The organism is Acinetobacter sp. 1124_18A (assembly GCF_052824995.1).
The window spans coordinates 30,420-48,740 of the sequence record NZ_VTDF01000014.1; the positions used below are offsets into that span (position 1 = coordinate 30,420).

Consider the following 18,321-nt stretch of genomic DNA (forward strand, 5'->3'; position numbering starts at 1 on the left):
TAATCTCTTTTTTTATGATTGTCATAATTCAGTGCAATATATAGTTTTTAAAGTTATACACAAACTAATTGTCTATTTTAATTAGAACTTTTATTATATACACACCTTATATACACACTTATCAACAAAACAAGATATCATCTTGGCTTTGATTTGCTGTATTTGAATTTAAATTCATATTTTGTAGTTATCCACAAAAGATCACCTCCCTATTAAATAAATTCAAATTTTAAAATTTATATTTATTCTTATTAGGAGCTCTTTTTTCTGTGGATTTCGCACTTTTAAATTTAAAAAACATATGTTTGGGTTGTTGATAACTCTGTTTCTATTATATTTATGGATTGTGGATAAGTTTATGTGGTAATTTATCCACAGGTTGTGCAAAAAGTTATACACAAGTGGTTTTGAATTTAAATTTATTCACAAGAGATTTCTTTTTAGGCAAAATTACTCGAATTCGTCATGACAGATGTGGATAACTTGGTTAGAATGGCGACCCCTTCTCATCAGGAAGGGTTGATCTTTGGATTATTTGAATTTAAAAACGCAGAAATAGGGGATACACATGCTTTGGACAGACTGCTTAACTCGCTTGCGACAAGAGCTCTCTGATAACGTCTTTGCGATGTGGATTCGCCCATTAGTTGCTGAAGAAGTAGAAGGAATACTACGACTCTATGCTCCTAACCCTTATTGGACGCGTTACATTCAAGAGAATCATTTAGAATTAATTTCTATATTGGCTGAGCAGTTATCAGAAGGGCGTGTCCGTCAGGTTGAGATTTTAGTTGATTCTCGTCCTGGGAGTATTTTGTCGTCGAGTGAACAACCGGCGACCACTACGGCTGCTTTGCAAACTGCACCACCACAAAGTATTAAAGTAAAAAAAGAACCAGAGTCTGTTTCTAGTCCTCATACGAATAGTGTGGTCAATCCGAAAACATCCAAAAAGAAGCTGCTTAATCCTCAGTTTACTTTTTCTTTATTTGTTGAAGGCCGTTCCAACCAAATGGCTGCTGAAACATGTAGAAAAGTATTAACTCAATTAGGTGCTTCACAGCATAACCCTTTGTTTTTATATGGACCTACAGGGCTTGGTAAGACACATTTAATGCAGGCAGTTGGTAATGCTTTATTACAAGCTAAACCCAATGCCCGCGTGATGTATATGACTTCTGAGAGTTTTGTTCAGGATTTTGTGAGTTCTTTACAAAAAGGCAAAGTAGAAGAGTTTAAGAAAAACTGTCGTTCTTTAGATTTATTGTTGGTCGATGATATTCATCTCTTAGCAGGTAAAGAAGCAAGTCTAGTTGAGTTCTTCTATACATTTAATGCCTTACTTGATGAATCTAAACAAATTATTTTAACTTCAGACCGTTATCCAAAAGAATTAACAGAGTTAGATCCACGTTTAGTTTCCCGTTTTTCTTGGGGACTTTCAGTAGGTGTTGAACCACCAGATATTGAAACTCGTATCGAAATTTTATTAAAGAAAGCGGAAAATAGCGGCGTTGATTTACCTCGAAATTGTGCATTATTTATTGCACAACAAGTTGTTGCTAACGTGCGTGAACTTGAAGGTGCGCTTAATAAAGTCGTTGCAATTTCCCGTTTTAAAGGCGCGCCAATCGATCTTGATGTCGTTCGTGAGTCTTTAAAAGATGTATTGGCGATCCGTGCACGAACAATTAGTGTAGAAAATATCCAGCGCGTGGTGAGTGAATATTTCCGTATTCCGTTAAAAGAATTAGTAGGGCCCAAACGTACGCGAATTTATGCTCGACCACGTCAGTTAGCAATGGGACTTGCTCGTGAGTTGACTGGTGATAGTTTTCCAGAAATTGGAATGGCGTTTGGTGGACGTGACCACAGTACTGTGATGCATGCTTGTGAAAAAGTAACCAGTCTGCGCGGAGAAGATCCAATTTTTGACGAAGATTATAAAAATCTACTGCGTCTACTTCAGAGTTAATGAAATAATAAGACCTTGTTGCAAAGTCTACGTAAGTGCAGCATAGTACACAGCTAAAAAATGAAATATTTGCTCCAAGTTGCTAGAGGAATGAATCGTGCGTTTGAAAATCGCTAAAGAAAGTTTACTCAATGTTTTATCGCATGTTGTCGGTGCGGTAGAACGTCGTCATACATTGAATATTCTTTCAAACGTCAAAATTCAGACTAATGCTCAGGCGCTCACCATTACTGGTTCCGATCTAGAAGTCGAACTAGTTGCGAGCACTGTTTTAACAGAAGGGGCATGCCTTGAAGCAGGGGAAACCACAGTCCCTGCCCGTAAATTAATGGAAATTTGTAAATCATTGCCTACAGCTGCATTAATTGATTTACAAATTACTGAAGATCAAAGATGTATCTTAAAGTCTGGTAATAGCCGTTTCGTATTAGGGACTTTGCCAGCAGAAGATTATCCATTATTGACGACTGAAAATAGTCAAGGTACACAAGTACAAGTTACCCAACGTGAATTAAAGCGTTTATTTGAAAAAACTGCTTTTGCGATGGCTGTACAAGATGTACGTTTCTATTTAACGGGTACTTTATTGGAAATTGATGAAAATCAATTACGTGCAGTAACAACAGATGGTCACCGTTTAGCACTTTGTGAAATTACGGCTTCTTCTTCGTCATCTCAATTGGTTCAGGCCATTGTACCTCGTAAAGCTGTGGGTGAATTACAGCGTTTGCTGAGTATTGAAGATGAACAATTAACATTGTTGATTGGTCGTGAGTTGTTAAATGTAACCATCAATACGCCAAGTCGTGACAAGGAACAGGGAGATATTACTGTTCGTTTTACTACAAAATTGATTGATGGAAAATTCCCTGATTATCGTCGTGTAATTCCACGTGGTGGTGATAAACATGTATTAATTAGCCATGATGTATTTAAACAATCATTACAACGTGTCGCAATTTTGAGTAATGAAAAATTACGTGGCGTTTTCTTGAATTTTAATCAGGATTCTTTACAGCTTCGTGCGAATAACCCTGAGCAAGATGAGGCTATTGAAGATTTAGCTATTCAATATCAAAATGTACCGCTCGAAATGTCATTTAATGCGCAATATTTACTTGAAGTATTGGGTGTGCTTGATGGTGATGACGTAAATATGAGCATGAGTGAGGCGAATCAGTCTGTTTTGGTTCAAGACCCAGCACATACTGATCAAACTTATGTAGTTATGCCGATGCGTGTATAGTCTGGCTATCGAATATGCATCTTACGCGCTTAAACATTGAACGCGTGCGTAATTTAAAAACGGTTGCACTCCAAGGGTTGCAACCGTTTAATATATTTTATGGCGCTAATGGTTCAGGAAAAACCTCAATTCTGGAAGCAATTCATTTGCTTGCAACAGGGCGATCGTTCCGCACTCATATTCCTAAAAATTATATTCAGTATGCTGCCGAAGACGCGATTGTCTTTGCACAGTCTAGTACTGAGAAAATTGGCATGCAAAAGTTAGCATCTGGTGAGCAGTTGATGAAGGTCAATGGCGATACCGTGGCTACCCAAGGCCAACTTGCTAAATTACTTCCTTTGCAGCATCTTGATCCACAAAGTACAGACATTATTGACCACGGGGCAAAACCACGACGCCAACTTTTAGATTGGCTGATGTTCCACGTGGAACCTGAGTTTTATTTTGCGTGGCAATACTATTCGCGTGCATTAAAACAACGTAATACTTTACTTAAAACCCGAAGAAATTTGTCTTTGGCTGATTTAGAGCCTTGGAACAAAATGCTGAGTGATTATGGCGAAATTTTGCACTCTCAGCGCTTGGGTATTGTGGAACAATGGAATGTCTTTTTTCAAAATGATTTGAGGCAATTACTCCCTGATCTTGAAATAGAACTGGAATACAGTCCTGGTTTTCATACAGAGCAGGGACTCATGCAAGACCTGCTTAATCAACACCAAAAAGACATCGAACGACGTTATACCGAATATGGTCCACATCGAGCCGATTTGCGCTTAAAAACCCCTTATGGACATGCTGATGTGGTTTTATCAAGAGGTCAGAAAAAACTGCTGATTATTGCCTTAAAACTGTCACAAATTGCAATGTTGCATGCGAGTAATAAGGAAACTGTGGTATTATTAGATGATCTGACAGCAGAATTAGACTTAACCGCACAACAACGTTTAATTGAACGATTAAGCCAACTTGGTAGCCAGGTTTTTATGACAACTTTAGATCATGCATCGGTAAAAAAACATTTACATGATTTGTCTATTTCATATCAATTATTCAATGTTGAATTCGGTCAAGTTAGTCTTGCTTCACCATAATTTTTTGATGTTACCCATCTTTGAATAAACCTATATTTGCTAGGGAGAAACCATGAGTTCAGAGTCTCAATCAGCCTCTCAAACAGAACAAACCAATGAAAAGGCTTATGATTCCTCTAGTATTAAAGTATTACGTGGATTAGATGCAGTTCGTAAACGTCCGGGTATGTATATTGGGGATACAGACGACGGTACCGGTTTACACCATATGGTATTCGAGGTAGTCGATAACGCAATCGATGAAGCTTTAGCTGGGCATTGTGATGAAATTATTGTCACTATTCATGAAGATGAATCGGTGAGTGTTTCTGATAATGGTCGTGGTATTCCAACCGATATTCACCCTGAAGAAGGTGTTTCTGCAGCGGAAGTAATTCTTACTATTCTGCACGCAGGCGGTAAGTTTGATGACAACAGCTATAAGGTTTCAGGTGGTTTACACGGCGTAGGTGTTTCTGTAGTAAATGCACTTTCGAGTAAATTACATTTAATGATTTCTCGTGCTGGTCAAGTGCATGAGCAAGAATATCAACACGGTGATCCGCAATATCCATTACGTGTGATTGGTGAGACGGATAAGAGTGGTACAACAGTACGTTTTTGGCCAAGTGAATTAACATTTACCCAAACCATTTTTAACGTAGAAATTCTAGCACGCCGTTTACGTGAGCTTTCATTCTTAAACGCGGGCGTACGTATTGTATTACGCGATGAACGTATTAACCTTGAACATGTATATGACTACGAAGGTGGATTATCTGAGTTTGTAAAATACATTAACGAAGGTAAAACTCATCTAAATGAGATTTTCCATTTTACTGCGGATACAGATAACGGTATTGGTGTAGAAGTAGCCTTGCAGTGGAATGAAAGTTATCAAGAAAACGTCCGTTGCTTTACCAATAACATTCCTCAAAAAGATGGCGGTAGCCATTTAGCTGGTTTCCGTGCAGCTTTGACGCGTGGTTTAAACCAATATCTTGAAAATGAAAATATTCTCAAGAAAGAAAAAGTCAATGTAACGGGCGACGATGCACGTGAAGGTTTAACTGCTATTATTTCGGTAAAAGTACCTGATCCAAAATTCTCATCTCAAACCAAAGAAAAACTGGTATCGAGTGAAGTAAAACCTGCTGTTGAGCAAGCAATGAACAAAGAGTTCTCTGCTTACTTACTTGAAAACCCGCAAGCTGCAAAGTCAATTGCCGGTAAGATTATTGATGCTGCACGTGCGCGTGATGCTGCACGTAAAGCGCGTGAAATGACGCGTCGTAAGAGCGCACTTGATATTGCTGGTTTACCAGGCAAATTGGCAGATTGTCAGGAAAAAGATCCAGCACTTTCTGAATTATATCTTGTCGAGGGTGACTCTGCGGGTGGTAGTGCCAAGCAAGGTCGTAACCGTAAAATGCAGGCTATTTTGCCGTTGAAGGGTAAAATCTTGAACGTTGAACGTGCACGCTTTGACAAAATGATTTCTAGTCAGGAAGTGGGTACTTTAATTACTGCTCTCGGCTGTGGTATTGGTCGTGAAGAATATAATCCTGACAAGCTACGCTATCATAAAATCATTATCATGACCGATGCCGACGTTGATGGTTCGCATATTCGAACTTTGTTGTTAACGTTCTTCTTCCGTCAAATGCCAGAATTGGTTGAGCGTGGGTATATCTATATTGCACAGCCACCTTTATACAAATTGAAAAAAGGTAAGCAGGAACAATACATCAAAGATAATGATGCATTGGAAAATTATTTAATTTCAAATGCGATTGATGAGCTATCTTTGCATACCAATGCTGAAGCACCATCAATTACAGGTGAAGCACTTGCTAAAGTCATTCAGGATTACCAAGTTTCGCAAAAGAGCTTACAGCGCTTAACGTTACGTTACCCAGCTAGCTTACTAGATGCTTTACTTGAAATAGAGGCATTCAAGAGCGATCAAAATCATGATGAAGCTTATGTACAACAATGGGCTGATCAAGTAAAAGAGATCATTACAAGATTACAGCCAAGTTTACGTCCGGAAATTACGCTAGAGTCATTTGAGCGTGAAAATGCTCAGGGTGAAAAATCTGCGCATTATTGGCCGCGTATTACGGTATATGTTCATAACTTGCCACACGCATATTTGCTTGATGCAGGTTTATTGAACTCAGCTGAGTATGCTCGTTTGCTGAAAAACTCGAAGAGTTGGTTCAGTTTGCTTGAAGATGGTGCTTATTTACAAAAAGGTGATCGCCGTATTCAAGTGGCTAACTTCCATCAAGTTTGGCAGCATATTTTGCAAGATTCGCGCCGCGGTATGATGATCCAACGCTATAAAGGTCTTGGTGAAATGAATGCTGAACAGCTTTGGGAAACGACAATGGACCCAGAGAATCGTCATATGTTACAGGTAACCATTGACGATGCGATTGAAGCAGATCGTATGTTCTCTTGCTTAATGGGTGATGATGTGGAACCACGTCGTGCATTCATTGAAGAGAATGCTTTAAATGCTGATATTGATGCTTAATTCATAACACGATTCTAAATCAGTCTAAGGAGAGAAGATGATGGGTCAGAAATTGTTAGCTAGCTTGTTAATCTCATGTGTTTTTTTAGGAAGCTCTGCTGTTTGGGCGACTGATTTAGAAACGAATATGAAAACTTTAGCTAAGAGTACTAAAGCATTTTCTGAAGCGAAAGATGCTGCTAATGCGAAACAACAGCTTGTTGTAATGCGTGAAGCAGCAGTTTCTTCTAAGCAATATTTGCCGCATAAACTCGAAGGTTTACCTTCAGGAAATGTGCAGGTAAAAGAGTACCAAGCTGGTTTAGATCAGCTTGTTGCTGAGATTGATAAAGTAAATGCATTGGTTGAGCACGGACAGTTAGATCAAGCAAAAACTGAAGCAATGAATTTAGTTAAAATTCGAAATGAAAATCATAAAAAATTCAGATAATTCTTTTTATGATGAGTTAATAAAAGGCTTTGTTTAATTTTAGACAAAGTCTTTTGTTTTATAAGAAAAATAAATTTGTAAACTGCTATTCTCTTGGATACTCATTTATTACAAGAGAATATAATTTTGAAAAACACACAAAAACTTTTATACATTGTAATCTTATTTTTTAATTGCTTATTTCAACTGCATGCTGCCACAGCCCCCACTTTTTACGGAAAATTAGTATTTCATCGTTATAGTGATTATGACGCATGGGACAGTAAGCTTTATCTTTATAATTTCACAACTCAGCAAACCACATTACTGGGCACAAACTGGAAAATTGACCACATGATGAATGGTCATTTTTCTCCAGATGGAAAATGGCTCACTTTTATGGGAGTTAATTCTGGACAGCATTATGGAGATGCATGGGATGTCTATGCTTGGAGAGTTGGGAGCACGGAATTACCAATCAATTTAACCCAAGGGAATAACAAGCGGGATGAAGATCCTAAATTTATAGATAATCAGCGTATTATTTTTAAGCAAAATGGCGATTTAAAAATTGTTAAAATGACTGATCGCACGATTACTTCTGTCACTCAAAATGGTTGGGATATCGAAGAGTCAATGCCTTATCCAATGGTCAATACTACGCAAATCTTATATGCCAAAGGTGCAAGTAGTAATTCTAGAATTTTTAGTATTGATCAGTCGGGTACATATGATACACAGCTAACCAATATTGCCTCATATTATCCAGTATGGTGGAAGGGAAGCCAGTTTTTATATGTGCGTTGGTATAGCCCAACAAATGCTCATGATCAGATCTATGTTTATGATACGACCACCAAACAAACCACTCGTTTGCCTTTTAATAGTACAGCCGTAAATACATCAGATCCGGCCCCTTTAGATCAGCGGTATATGGTGGTTTCTCTAGCGGGGCAGACAGGAAGCCGTGGCGGTTATGATTTATATATTGCAGACAGCCTATCAAGCAATGTTTGGCCTTTGCCAATCAATACCAATTTAAATGAATTAGGGGCTTTTTATACCCCTTATTAATTAATAAAAAAGCCGATTAAGAAATCGGCTTTTTTATTTTGAAAAATAGATTAATCAAACGAGGCTTCCATCTCTTCTAATTCCATCATAAGTTCTAAAAGCTGTTCTTCATATTGCTCAAGTTTAGCTTTCAGCTCAGTCTGTTCATTCATAAGCTTGAGCAGATCATCCTTACGTGCTGCATCATATAAAGATGTATCTGCTAAAGACTCTTCAATTTTGGCAAGTTGTGGTTGAAGTTTCTCAATCTGAGACTCAATTTTTTCGATATTTTTTCGAATAGGTCTGGTTTGTTCACGACGGCGAGCTGCTTCTTTACGCTGTGCTTCTTTATCGACTTTCGTGGGAGTCGGAGCGGCAGAGGAAGAATTATTCTGTGCTACAGCAGTCTGAGCATTAATGAGTTGCTGACGTGCTTCACGTAGCCATTTTGCATAATCCTGTAAATCACCTTCAAACTCGGTACATTTACCGCCGTGTACCAAAAGAAGCTCGTCACAAACACTTGCAATGAGTTGACGTTCGTGGGAAACCAATACGACAGCACCTTCAAAGTCTTGTAATGCCATGCTCAATGCATGACGCATATCAAGATCTAAATGGTTCGTCGGTTCATCGAGAATTAAAACATTTGGACGCTGCCATACAATGAGTGCGAGGGCTAAACGAGCGCGCTCTCCACCAGAAAAGGTTTCACATGGCGTATCCATGCGTTCACCACTAAAGCCAAAACTACCTAAGAAAGAACGTAGGGTCGCTTCACTAATTTTTTTATCTGCTAAACGAGCAATTTGTAACATTGGAGTAGCATGGCCATCTAAAGCATCCATTTGATGCTGGGCAAAGTAACCAATATTAAGTAACTCTGACGCCTTGCGTTCACCAGCTAAGAGCGGTAAATCACCTACTAAGCTTTTAATTAGGGTTGATTTACCCGCGCCGTTCATACCTAGTAAACCAATACGTGAGGTTGGTGTAATTTGTAATCTAATTTTTTCGGCAATTTGTTTATCGCCATAGCCAATGCTGGCATTGTCTAAAGTCAGCAAAGGAGAACTCATTTTGGTGGGTTCACGGAAACTAAAAGTAAACGGCGTATCTACATGAGCGGGTGCAAGTTGCTGCATACGCTCAAGTTGTTTGATACGACTTTGTGCCTGACGAGCTTTCGTCGCTTTTGCTTTAAAACGATCAATAAATTTTTGTAGGTGAGCGCGCGTTTCTTCTTGTTTCTCAAAAGCTTGTTGTTGCTGAGCAAGACGTTCACTACGTGTGGTTTCAAATGTAGAGTAATTTCCGGTGTAAAGCGTGAGTTCTTGATTTTCAATATGAAGAATATGATCTGTAATCGCATCTAAAAAGTCGCGGTCATGCGAAATTAGAATGAGTGTACCTTCATAGGCTTTAAGCCAATCTTCTAACCACAAGATTGCATCTAAGTCTAAGTGGTTGGTTGGTTCATCGAGTAATAATAAATCTGAACGGCTCATTAGGGTACGCGCCAAATTTAAACGCATACGCCATCCACCTGAGAAACTCTCAACGTTCAAACGTAATTGATTTTCTAGAAAACCAAGACCAGCCATGAGCTGAGCCGCTTTAGATGGCGCTGAATAACCATGAATTTCATCAAAGCGGCCATGCAATTTAGCCAACTCGAAGTCACTCAGTTGATCTGGTTGAGCAAGCTTATTTTGAATATCCCAAAATTCTTCATCACCTGAAAGAACAAAATCAATTGCAGGCATATCTAAGGCTTTTATTTCTTGCGCCATATGCGCCACGATCCAGCCTGAAGGACGAGTAAGTGAGCCTTCATCGGCACCCAAACTTCCAAGCAATGCAGCAAATAAAGTCGATTTACCTGCGCCATTGACCCCAGTTAGACCAATCTTCCAACCTGGGTGTAATTGCATAGACGCTTTTTGAAATAGAACACGTCCACCGCGGCGTAAAGAAACTTGGTCAAATTGAATCATCTTATTGTATCGAGGTGAGTTAGGGATGCTGTATTTTAAAGACAACTGCCGATGAAAACAAAACATTCCGGATTTTAGTGAGTCACAGTCAATAATTGTATGTATCAAGATAGGTTAGATTTCGCTATTCATCCGAAATTTCCAAAATATTGAACAAGATAGAACACATTTAAAAAAATGTGACTAAAATAAAAACAGTTTAAGGTTTGGTTGATTAATGAGCTACTAATAAAACTAGACTAAGGAAAGTCAAATGAAAAAAAGATTGGGGATTGTTAGTGCAGTATTTTGCTGTGCTATGGGAACTGCACATGCGGGCCAAAATGTGTGTGTATTTGATTTATTAGGTAAGTCGGGTGAATCCTATAAATTGATGGAGGAGTGGGCACTTGCAGCTAAAAGTTGGCAAGCTGATATCACTTTAATTCCGTTTCAAGATGAAGCTTTGGTTGACCGTAAACTGCGTGAAGGCAAATGTGATGCCGCTTATATGACCTCCATGCGAGCACGAAATTATAATAAATTTGCGGGTTCTATCGATGCGATTGGTGGGGTAACCAGTAATGCAATTGCCCAAAAAGCAATTAGTTATGTTCTCGATAAGCGCAATAAACATCGTATGGTGACTGCACAAAATGGAATGAATTACGAAGTCGTCGGTATTGTCCAGATTGGATTGGCTTACTTATTTGTAAGAGATAAAAACCTCAACTCAATTGAAAAAGTACGTGGGACTAAATTTGCTATTTTGCAATATGACGCAGCGCAGAAAATTATGGTTGAAAGTGTTGGGGCAAAACCCATTCCTTCTGAAATTACCGATTTTGTGAAAAAGTTTAATAGTGGGCAAGTCGATGCAATTGCCGCACCTGCTTATGCTTATAAACCACTAGAGATTGGTAAAGGTGTGGGAACGAATGGGGCGATGTTTACTTTTCCGGTGGTAAACGTTACGGGTGATTTAATTACTCGAAGTGACAAGTTCCCGGCCGATTTTGGAATAAAGTCACGTGATTGGTTTATACAACAGATACCTCAGAACTTTGCCATGATAAAGCGTCTAGAAATGGGTGTACCCTCAAAAATTAAAATGAATTTTTCAGCAGAAGATAAAACTAAATATCAAAAAATTTTACGTGAAGGTCGCCTCAGCTTAACAAAACAGGGGGTATACGATGCCACAATGATGAGTGTGCTTAAACGTGCTCGCTGTACAGTGGAACGGACAAATTTTGAATGTACGCTTAATGGTGAGTAGTCGATTTTTTAAACACAAAAACGCTACATATATTTCAAAGCTGAATATGGGTATGAAAATTATGAATATAAAAAGTAACTTATGGAAACTTAGCGATTTTTATCGCTAATAAATAATTTAAATTGAACAAACAATGGTTCAATTAGATAAAAAAATTGAGTAAATGCTCTATTTTTTTCTAAAAAACATGATTAATATCTGTCTTTGTAAGGAAACTTCAAACAAAAAATCTGTTCCGTGGAAGGATGAAGAAAATGAAAAAAATCGTACTTGCTATGGCTGCCGCTTCTGTTGTTGGTTTTTCTGCTTCAGCGCAAGCAGCGAGTACCGTATGTGTATTCGACCTCTTAGGAAAAGCAGGCGACTCATATAAAATGATGGAAGAATGGGCTCTTGCTGCAAAAGGCTGGGGTACTGAAATTAACTTAGTTCCTCGTCAGGACGAGGCTGTTGCTGATAATGATTTTAAAGCAGGCAAATGTGATGCTGTAGCAATGACAGCAATGCGTGCACGCCAATATAACAAATTCGCAGGATCTATCGACTCACTTGGTGGTGTTCCAAACAACCAAATCGCTCAACGTGCAATTACCTATGTATTAGATGCGCGTAATGCAGCAAAAATGACCACTAATATGGGTGGTAAAAAATACGAAGTTGCTGGTATTTCTCCGCTAGGTTCGGCATTCATTTTCGTACGTGACAAAAACATCAACTCTGTTGAAAAAGCTGCGGGTAAAAAATTCGCTGTGTTAGGTTATGACGATGCACAAAAAATTATGGTGCAACGCGTAGGTGCTCAAGCAGTTCTTTCTGATATTTCAAACTTTGCTGCGAAATTTAACAATGGTCAGGTAGATATGGTTGGTGCGCCTGCCTATGCTTACAAACCATTAGAGTTAAATAAAGGTTTGGGTGCAAACGGTGTAATGTGGAACTTCCCTGTATTACACGTTACAGCAGATCTAGTATTACGTTCTGATAAATTCCCAGCTGGTTTTGGTCAAAAATCTCGTGACTGGTTCGTTAAACAGTTGCCTAAGAACTTTGCAATGATCAACCGTTTAGAAGCGCAAATTCCTGGCAAATACAAAATGAACTTAAGTGCAGAAGACAAACTTAAGTATCAAAAAATGTTGCGTGATGGCCGTATGGACTTAACTAAACGCGGTGTTTACGATGCAGGAATGATGTCTGTATTGAAAAAAGCACGTTGTTCTGTAGACAAGGCTAACTTTGAGTGTTCAATGGCTGGCGAATAATCCTAATTTCTCTCAAAAAGCCTAGACTTAGTTCTAGGCTTTTTGTTTTGTATATGCTGTCAATTCTGCCATTGTGGATAACTAGAAAGACGTTAAGCTAAATTTAGATAAGAACTTCATAAGGAAACATGAAGGTATAAAAATGGATCAGGGACTTGAGTGATTAAAATAATTGCTAATAGGTAGGTGAATCTCTATCTATTTTTCATGGAAATAAAATCATAAAAGCAAAACGGATTCGTAAAAATATCTTCAACATGATTTTTTATATGAAGCCTATCCCACTCATACCTTATCGGTGTGAAATTTCTTGGTATCGAAAAACAAAAACTCCACAAGGAAAGGAAAAAGAATATGCAATTTTCCAAAATGCTATTACTTGCGATGGGACTTACTACAGTTTCTTTTGCAGCTCAGGCTAAACAAACAGTATGTGTTTTTGACTTCGTTGGTAAGAATGGCGATGTGTATGCACTAATGAAGGATTATCAACTTGCCGCGAAAAACTGGGGAGCTGATATTGAACTTAAAGTAAACCAAAATGAAGCCGTGATTGCTGAAGATTTTAAAGCAGGCAAATGTGATGGTATTAGTGTGTCAGGGATGCGTGGCCGTCAATTTAATTCATTTACTGGATCATTAGACGCGATCGGAGCCATTCCTGACCTCAAGCTTGCTGTAAAAATAATGCAAGGTTTAGCGAGTCCGACTTTTAGTAAATATATGGTTAATGGTCGCTATGAGGTTGTAGGTGTTATTCCAGTTGGTGATGCTTATCTTTTAGTAAACGATCGTAGCATCAATACAGTAGCGAAAGCCGCAGGAAAGAAAATTGCGGTTCTTGACTACGATGAAGCTCAAAAAATTATGGTTCAGCAAGTAGGGGCGCAGGCTGTTAGTGCTGACATAACAAATTTCGGTGCTAAATTTAATAACCATCAAGTTGATATTATTGGTGCACCAGCTGCCGCATTTAAACCTTTAGAACTACAAAAAGGTTTAGGAACAAAAGGCGCGATCGTGAACTATCCGATTTTACAGGTGACAGGAAATATTATTATCCGTCCAGACAAATTCCCAGCTGGTTTTGGTCAGAAATCTAGAGAATGGGTTTCGGGTCAGTTACCACGTGCCTTTACCATCTTGGGTAAAATGAAAGCTGATATTCCACAAAAATACTGGATGGATGTTCCAGCAGCAGATAAACCGGGTTACCAAAAGCTTATGCGTGAGTCACGAATTAACCTTACACAGCGTGGTGTATACGATAAACGTATGATGAAACTCCTTTGGCAATTCCGTTGTAAGCAAGATGCTAAAAACTTTGAATGTGGCTTACAGGATGAGAATTACAAATAATCTTGATAAAAATACTCAAGATTGGCTTTAAACTTCGAAGACAGACCCTATATTGATTATGCTATACTCAATATAGGGTCTTTTTTATTTTGAAAGGCACAGCAAAATCCGAGGAACAATCATCATGAATGCCCAAGCTCTAGTTTTGACAGATAATGCTGCCAATAAGGTACGCCAACTCCGTGATAGTGAAGGGAATGACGATCTCATGTTACGTGTGTATGTAACAGGAGGCGGGTGTTCAGGGTTTTCGTATGGCTTCAATTTTGCTGAAAGCGTAAATGAAGATGATGCAGAGTTCGTAAATGGCGATGTAAAAATGCTTGTTGACTCACTTAGCTATCAATATTTAATTGGTTCAGTGGTTGATTATGTAGAAGGTCTTGAAGGGTCACGTTTTATTATCCAAAACCCGAATGCGACAACAACATGTGGTTGTGGTTCTTCGTTCTCGATTTAAAAGAATTTTAAAATTTAAAAAACCTCTCTATTTGGAGAGGTTTTTTTATTGGTCAGATCATTATTTTTCACGGACAGATTCTAAAAAGTATTGCACCAGTTCAGGTGCATTCTGATATGGAATCCAATGCGATGCATCCATAAAAACTGCGTCATAACTATTTTTAAAATAATGTGAGTTTAGCTTGGCACTTTTCTCTGTAACGGCAATATCATGTTTACCCCAAATAAAAAGAGTAGGAACATCTATTGCTTTAAACGGATTTTGAGGCTTGTCCCAAAAAAAGCCACGATACCAATTCAACGCCGTAGTTAATCTATTTTCTTCTATAAATTCAGCCTCGAATATCGCAATTTGCTCTTCGGTCATGCCTGATGACTTAAGAAACTTACGGCCTAATTTAGGTATCTTTTTAAATAAAAGTTCGGGCAGAATCGGTAGCTGAAAAATTGCAAAATAATAAGATTTAAAAAGTTGTCTGCTGCTTAAACAGGCTTTTAAAAAAGCAGCCTGGTGGGGCACAGAAACTAAAGTGAGATGTTGAATATATTGTGGATATTTCATCGCAACGCCTGAAGCGATTGCCGAGCCCCAGTCATGCCCAATTAAATAAACTGGCTGGCCGAGTTGCTCAATTAAACTGGCCACATCTTCTACAAGTTCACTTAGTGAATATTGAAATCGGCTTTGAGGCCTAGCATTTAAACTATAACCACGTTGATGAATCGCAAGCGTTCTAAATTGATATTGATGCAATAACTCTGAGGTTTGCTCCCAACTATGAGCAGTTTCTGGAAAACCATGCAATAAAACAACGAATGGACCATCTATAGGGCCTGAATCAATCACATCGAATGTCCAAGCCCCACGTGTGTATTGATGAATACGTTTAGTCAGATCCATGAAAACATGCCTTAAATTATTTTTGTCGGCATTTATCATGAGTTTTTATACTCATTTAAATAACAGCATTTCGGGTCAGTAAATGTGCTATGAGGTCGAATCTGACCAATCAAATCAATAAATAGTTTTATACCGCCGTGATTGTACCTAGAATTCTAAAATCCGAAGCACCTGTTACCGCCGGCAAATTACCACTTAAACCATTTACAAAACGCATTGCTAACCATGCAAATGCTGTAGCCTCGACCCAAGTAGGGGAGAGTCCTAAAACATCTGTAGGTTGAACTGACCAATTGTGCTTACGAAGACGCCAGCGTAATTGCTCTAATAAATAAGAGTTATAAGCACCACCACCACATACATACACTTCACCTGTTTCCATCTCAGAGCGATAAATCGCTTTTTGAATGGCGCGCACAGTAAGCTTTAATAAGGTGGCTTGGATGTTTTCAGGTGTATCTTCTAGCTCATCGTAAGTTAAATCATTTCGCCAATCGATTAACTGATCATCTAACCAGTCAAGATTAAAGTCTTCACGTCCTGTGCTCTTAGGTGGTTCTTTAGAAAAATACTCATGCGCATGGAGACGGTCGAGTAAAGAGCGAATAGGATGACCATAGGCAGCCCAATCGCCATTTTCATCATATGGATGGCCTGTATGGCGATGGCACCAAGCATCCATCAAAATATTTGCAGGCCCTGTATCAAAACCAAAGACGCCATCAGCATTATTGGCAGGCAACATACTCACATTAGCAATACCACCCAAATTCAAAATCACACGATGAATACTCGGATGTTGAAATAGTGCTTGATGGAAAGCCGGAACCAATGGCGCACCTTGACCGCCTGCTGCCATATCTCTACGACGGAAATCTGAAACAACAGGAATCTGAGTGATTTCGGTAATGATATTTGGATCGCCAATTTGAAGGGTAAACCCATGTTCTGGACGGTGACGAATAGTCTGCCCATGTGATCCAATTGCTTTAATTTGACTACGATCTAACTGGTTTTTTTCAATTAGATGATTAATGCCCTGACCAATCATCTTCGCTAGAGCAACATCAGCTTTACCCATGCGGTCAATTTCATTGTCATCAGGTAAAGTTAACGACATAAGCTCATCACGTAACTCGGGTTCAAATGGAACTGTAAGAGTGGCATGAAGCTGTAGTGGCTCAAATGAAGCCGCAACAATATCTACACCATCCATACTAGTGCCAGTCATTACGCCGATATAGATTGCGCTCATATGCAACTTCCCCTGCAAGACGCTGAAAAAATGTTAGTATATCGCACAAATTGAATAACTGATGTGTTTAGGTTTTGTGATGTCAAATTTCTTGCCCGCCGAAGAACAGCTTGCCCTCATCCAACGAGGCACGCACGAAATTATTTCAGAAGAAGATTTACTGAAAAAGCTCAAAGAGAATCGTCCTCTTAAAATTAAAGCTGGTTTCGATCCTACAGCACCAGATTTACATTTAGGACATACGGTTCTTATTAATAAATTAAAAACTTTCCAAGATTTGGGCCATGAAGTTACCTTCTTGATTGGTGACTATACAGCGATGATCGGTGACCCAACTGGTAAAAGCGCAACTCGTCCGCCATTGTCACGTGAACAAGTAGAAGCCAACGCTAAAACTTATCAAGAACAAGTTTTCAAAATATTAGACCCGAATAAAACAAAAGTACGTTTCAACTCAGAATGGTTTAATCAAAAGTCTGCTGCTGATCTTATTCAGCTAGCAAGCCAACAAACTGTATCTCGCATGTTAGAGCGTGATGACTTTACAAAGCGTTATAGCAACCATCAGCCAATTGCAATCCATGAGTTTTTATATCCTTTAGTTCAAGGTTATGACTCTATTGCACTTGAAGCTGACGTTGAGTTAGGCGGTACAGATCAGACCTTTAACTTACTTATGGGTCGTACTTTACAAAGCCGTTATGGTCAAGAATCACAAGTGTGTATCACTGTGCCGATTCTAGAAGGTTTAGATGGCGTAAATAAAATGTCTAAATCTTTAGCTAACTATATTGGTGTGTTTGATACACCAGGGGCAATGTACCAAAAAGTTTTATCAATGCCTGATTCTTTAATTGAACGCTATTTCGATTTACTCAGCTTTAAATCTCTAGATGAGATCAAAACTTTATTAGATGAAATTGCTGCTGGTCGTAATCCACAAGAAGTAAAACGTATTCTTGCACTTGAGCTAGTGGAACGTTTCCATGATGCAGAAGCTGCCGCTAATGCCCATAAAAGTGCTGGTAACGTTATTACAGAAGGTGAAGTACCAGAAGACACACCAGAAGTGACTATTTCACGTGGTGAGTTTGGCGGAGAAATCTTTATTGCCACGATTCTACGTGTAGCTGGTCTAAATCCAAATGCAGCAGCAGCAAAAGATGCAGTAGCTCGCGGTGCAGTAAAAGTTGACTGGAATGCTGTCGATGCAGGTTTCTCTGTAAAAGAAAATGGTACTTTCATTATCCAGTCAGGTAAAAAAGCAATTGCACGTGTAACGTTCACTGACTAGGAATGTTATGTAGTGATAAAAAGCAGGAGTAATCCTGCTTTTTTTATTTAATGGTCACAAAAGCAATTTAACGTTCCACGTGGAACAATCTATAGATCAATAATAATGAAAAGTAATCAAAGCAAATAAGAAGATAGAAATATAGTTTGAGAGTAGAGTATTTGCTCTATTATTTCTTTGGAATCTTTGGAATCTTTGGAATCTTTGGAATCTTTGGAATCTTTGGAAT

Annotated in this window: 14 protein-coding genes; 11 read left to right on the plus strand and 3 right to left on the minus strand. The window is 38.7% G+C overall.

Translation table 11 applies throughout. The features are described 5' to 3' along the window. The first annotated feature begins 568 nt into the window (after window positions 1-568). The 6 genes from dnaA (at window position 569) to FY048_RS18290 (ending at window position 8,322) form a co-directional block, all read left to right on the plus strand. Entirely contained in the window at window positions 569-1,975 is a 1,407-nt protein-coding gene (gene dnaA / locus FY048_RS18265) for a chromosomal replication initiator protein DnaA (protein ID WP_446092070.1), read from the plus strand. A gap of 97 nt (window positions 1,976-2,072) precedes the next feature. After that, entirely contained in the window at window positions 2,073-3,221 is a 1,149-nt protein-coding gene (gene dnaN / locus FY048_RS18270; RefSeq protein WP_016139735.1) for a DNA polymerase III subunit beta, read from the plus strand. 14 nt (window positions 3,222-3,235) lie between these two features. Then, a complete protein-coding gene (recF, locus tag FY048_RS18275; protein WP_446092071.1) occupies window positions 3,236-4,318 on the plus strand; it encodes a DNA replication/repair protein RecF in 1,083 nt (360 codons plus the stop codon). Window positions 4,319-4,370: 52 nt separating this feature from the next. Continuing rightward, the gene (gene gyrB, locus FY048_RS18280) at window positions 4,371-6,839 is read left to right on the plus strand and encodes a DNA topoisomerase (ATP-hydrolyzing) subunit B (protein ID WP_017391214.1); all 2,469 of its coding nucleotides are present in this window, start codon (window positions 4,371-4,373) and stop codon (window positions 6,837-6,839) included. A gap of 37 nt (window positions 6,840-6,876) precedes the next feature. After that, window positions 6,877-7,269, plus strand: a complete 393-nt coding sequence (gene cybC, locus FY048_RS18285; RefSeq protein ID WP_446092072.1) for a cytochrome b562 — start codon at window positions 6,877-6,879, stop codon at window positions 7,267-7,269. A 126-nt stretch (window positions 7,270-7,395) separates the two neighbouring features. Further along, entirely contained in the window at window positions 7,396-8,322 is a 927-nt protein-coding gene (locus FY048_RS18290; protein ID WP_446092073.1) for a hypothetical protein, read from the plus strand. 50 nt (window positions 8,323-8,372) lie between these two features. Here the strand turns inward: FY048_RS18290 and FY048_RS18295 are convergent, their stop codons facing one another. Next, the gene (locus tag FY048_RS18295) at window positions 8,373-10,301 is read right to left on the minus strand and encodes an ATP-binding cassette domain-containing protein (RefSeq protein ID WP_446092074.1); all 1,929 of its coding nucleotides are present in this window, start codon (window positions 10,299-10,301) and stop codon (window positions 8,373-8,375) included. Window positions 10,302-10,554: 253 nt separating this feature from the next. On the opposite strand from FY048_RS18295, the gene FY048_RS18300 reads away from it, so the two are divergent. The 4 genes from FY048_RS18300 to erpA all read left to right on the plus strand — a co-directional run bounded on the left by FY048_RS18300 (window position 10,555) and on the right by erpA (window position 14,640). Further along, window positions 10,555-11,559 (plus strand): putative solute-binding protein, encoded by a 1,005-nt coding sequence (locus FY048_RS18300; RefSeq protein WP_446092075.1) that lies wholly within the window; start codon window positions 10,555-10,557, stop codon window positions 11,557-11,559. Window positions 11,560-11,813: 254 nt separating this feature from the next. Continuing rightward, on the plus strand, window positions 11,814-12,821 hold the full coding sequence (locus FY048_RS18305; protein ID WP_446092076.1) for a putative solute-binding protein: 1,008 nt from the start codon (window positions 11,814-11,816) through the stop codon (window positions 12,819-12,821). Between the two features lie 354 nt (window positions 12,822-13,175). Then, complete coding sequence (locus FY048_RS18310) at window positions 13,176-14,180, plus strand: putative solute-binding protein (RefSeq protein ID WP_151964678.1); 1,005 nt, start codon at window positions 13,176-13,178, stop codon at window positions 14,178-14,180. Between the two features lie 124 nt (window positions 14,181-14,304). After that, complete coding sequence (gene erpA / locus FY048_RS18315; RefSeq protein ID WP_003656048.1) at window positions 14,305-14,640, plus strand: iron-sulfur cluster insertion protein ErpA; 336 nt, start codon at window positions 14,305-14,307, stop codon at window positions 14,638-14,640. 60 nt (window positions 14,641-14,700) lie between these two features. Here erpA and FY048_RS18320 read toward each other — a convergent pair whose 3' ends face one another. Further along, entirely contained in the window at window positions 14,701-15,543 is an 843-nt protein-coding gene (locus FY048_RS18320; protein WP_446092077.1) for an alpha/beta fold hydrolase, read from the minus strand. Window positions 15,544-15,670: 127 nt separating this feature from the next. Beyond that, complete coding sequence (locus FY048_RS18325) at window positions 15,671-16,798, minus strand: anhydro-N-acetylmuramic acid kinase (RefSeq protein WP_446092078.1); 1,128 nt, start codon at window positions 16,796-16,798, stop codon at window positions 15,671-15,673. A 61-nt stretch (window positions 16,799-16,859) separates the two neighbouring features. Between FY048_RS18325 and tyrS the strand changes: the two genes are divergently transcribed. Next, window positions 16,860-18,092: a tyrosine--tRNA ligase gene (gene tyrS / locus FY048_RS18330; protein ID WP_080645633.1), complete on the plus strand. Its 1,233-nt coding sequence runs from the start codon at window positions 16,860-16,862 to the stop codon at window positions 18,090-18,092. Window positions 18,093-18,321: the final 229 nt, after the last annotated feature.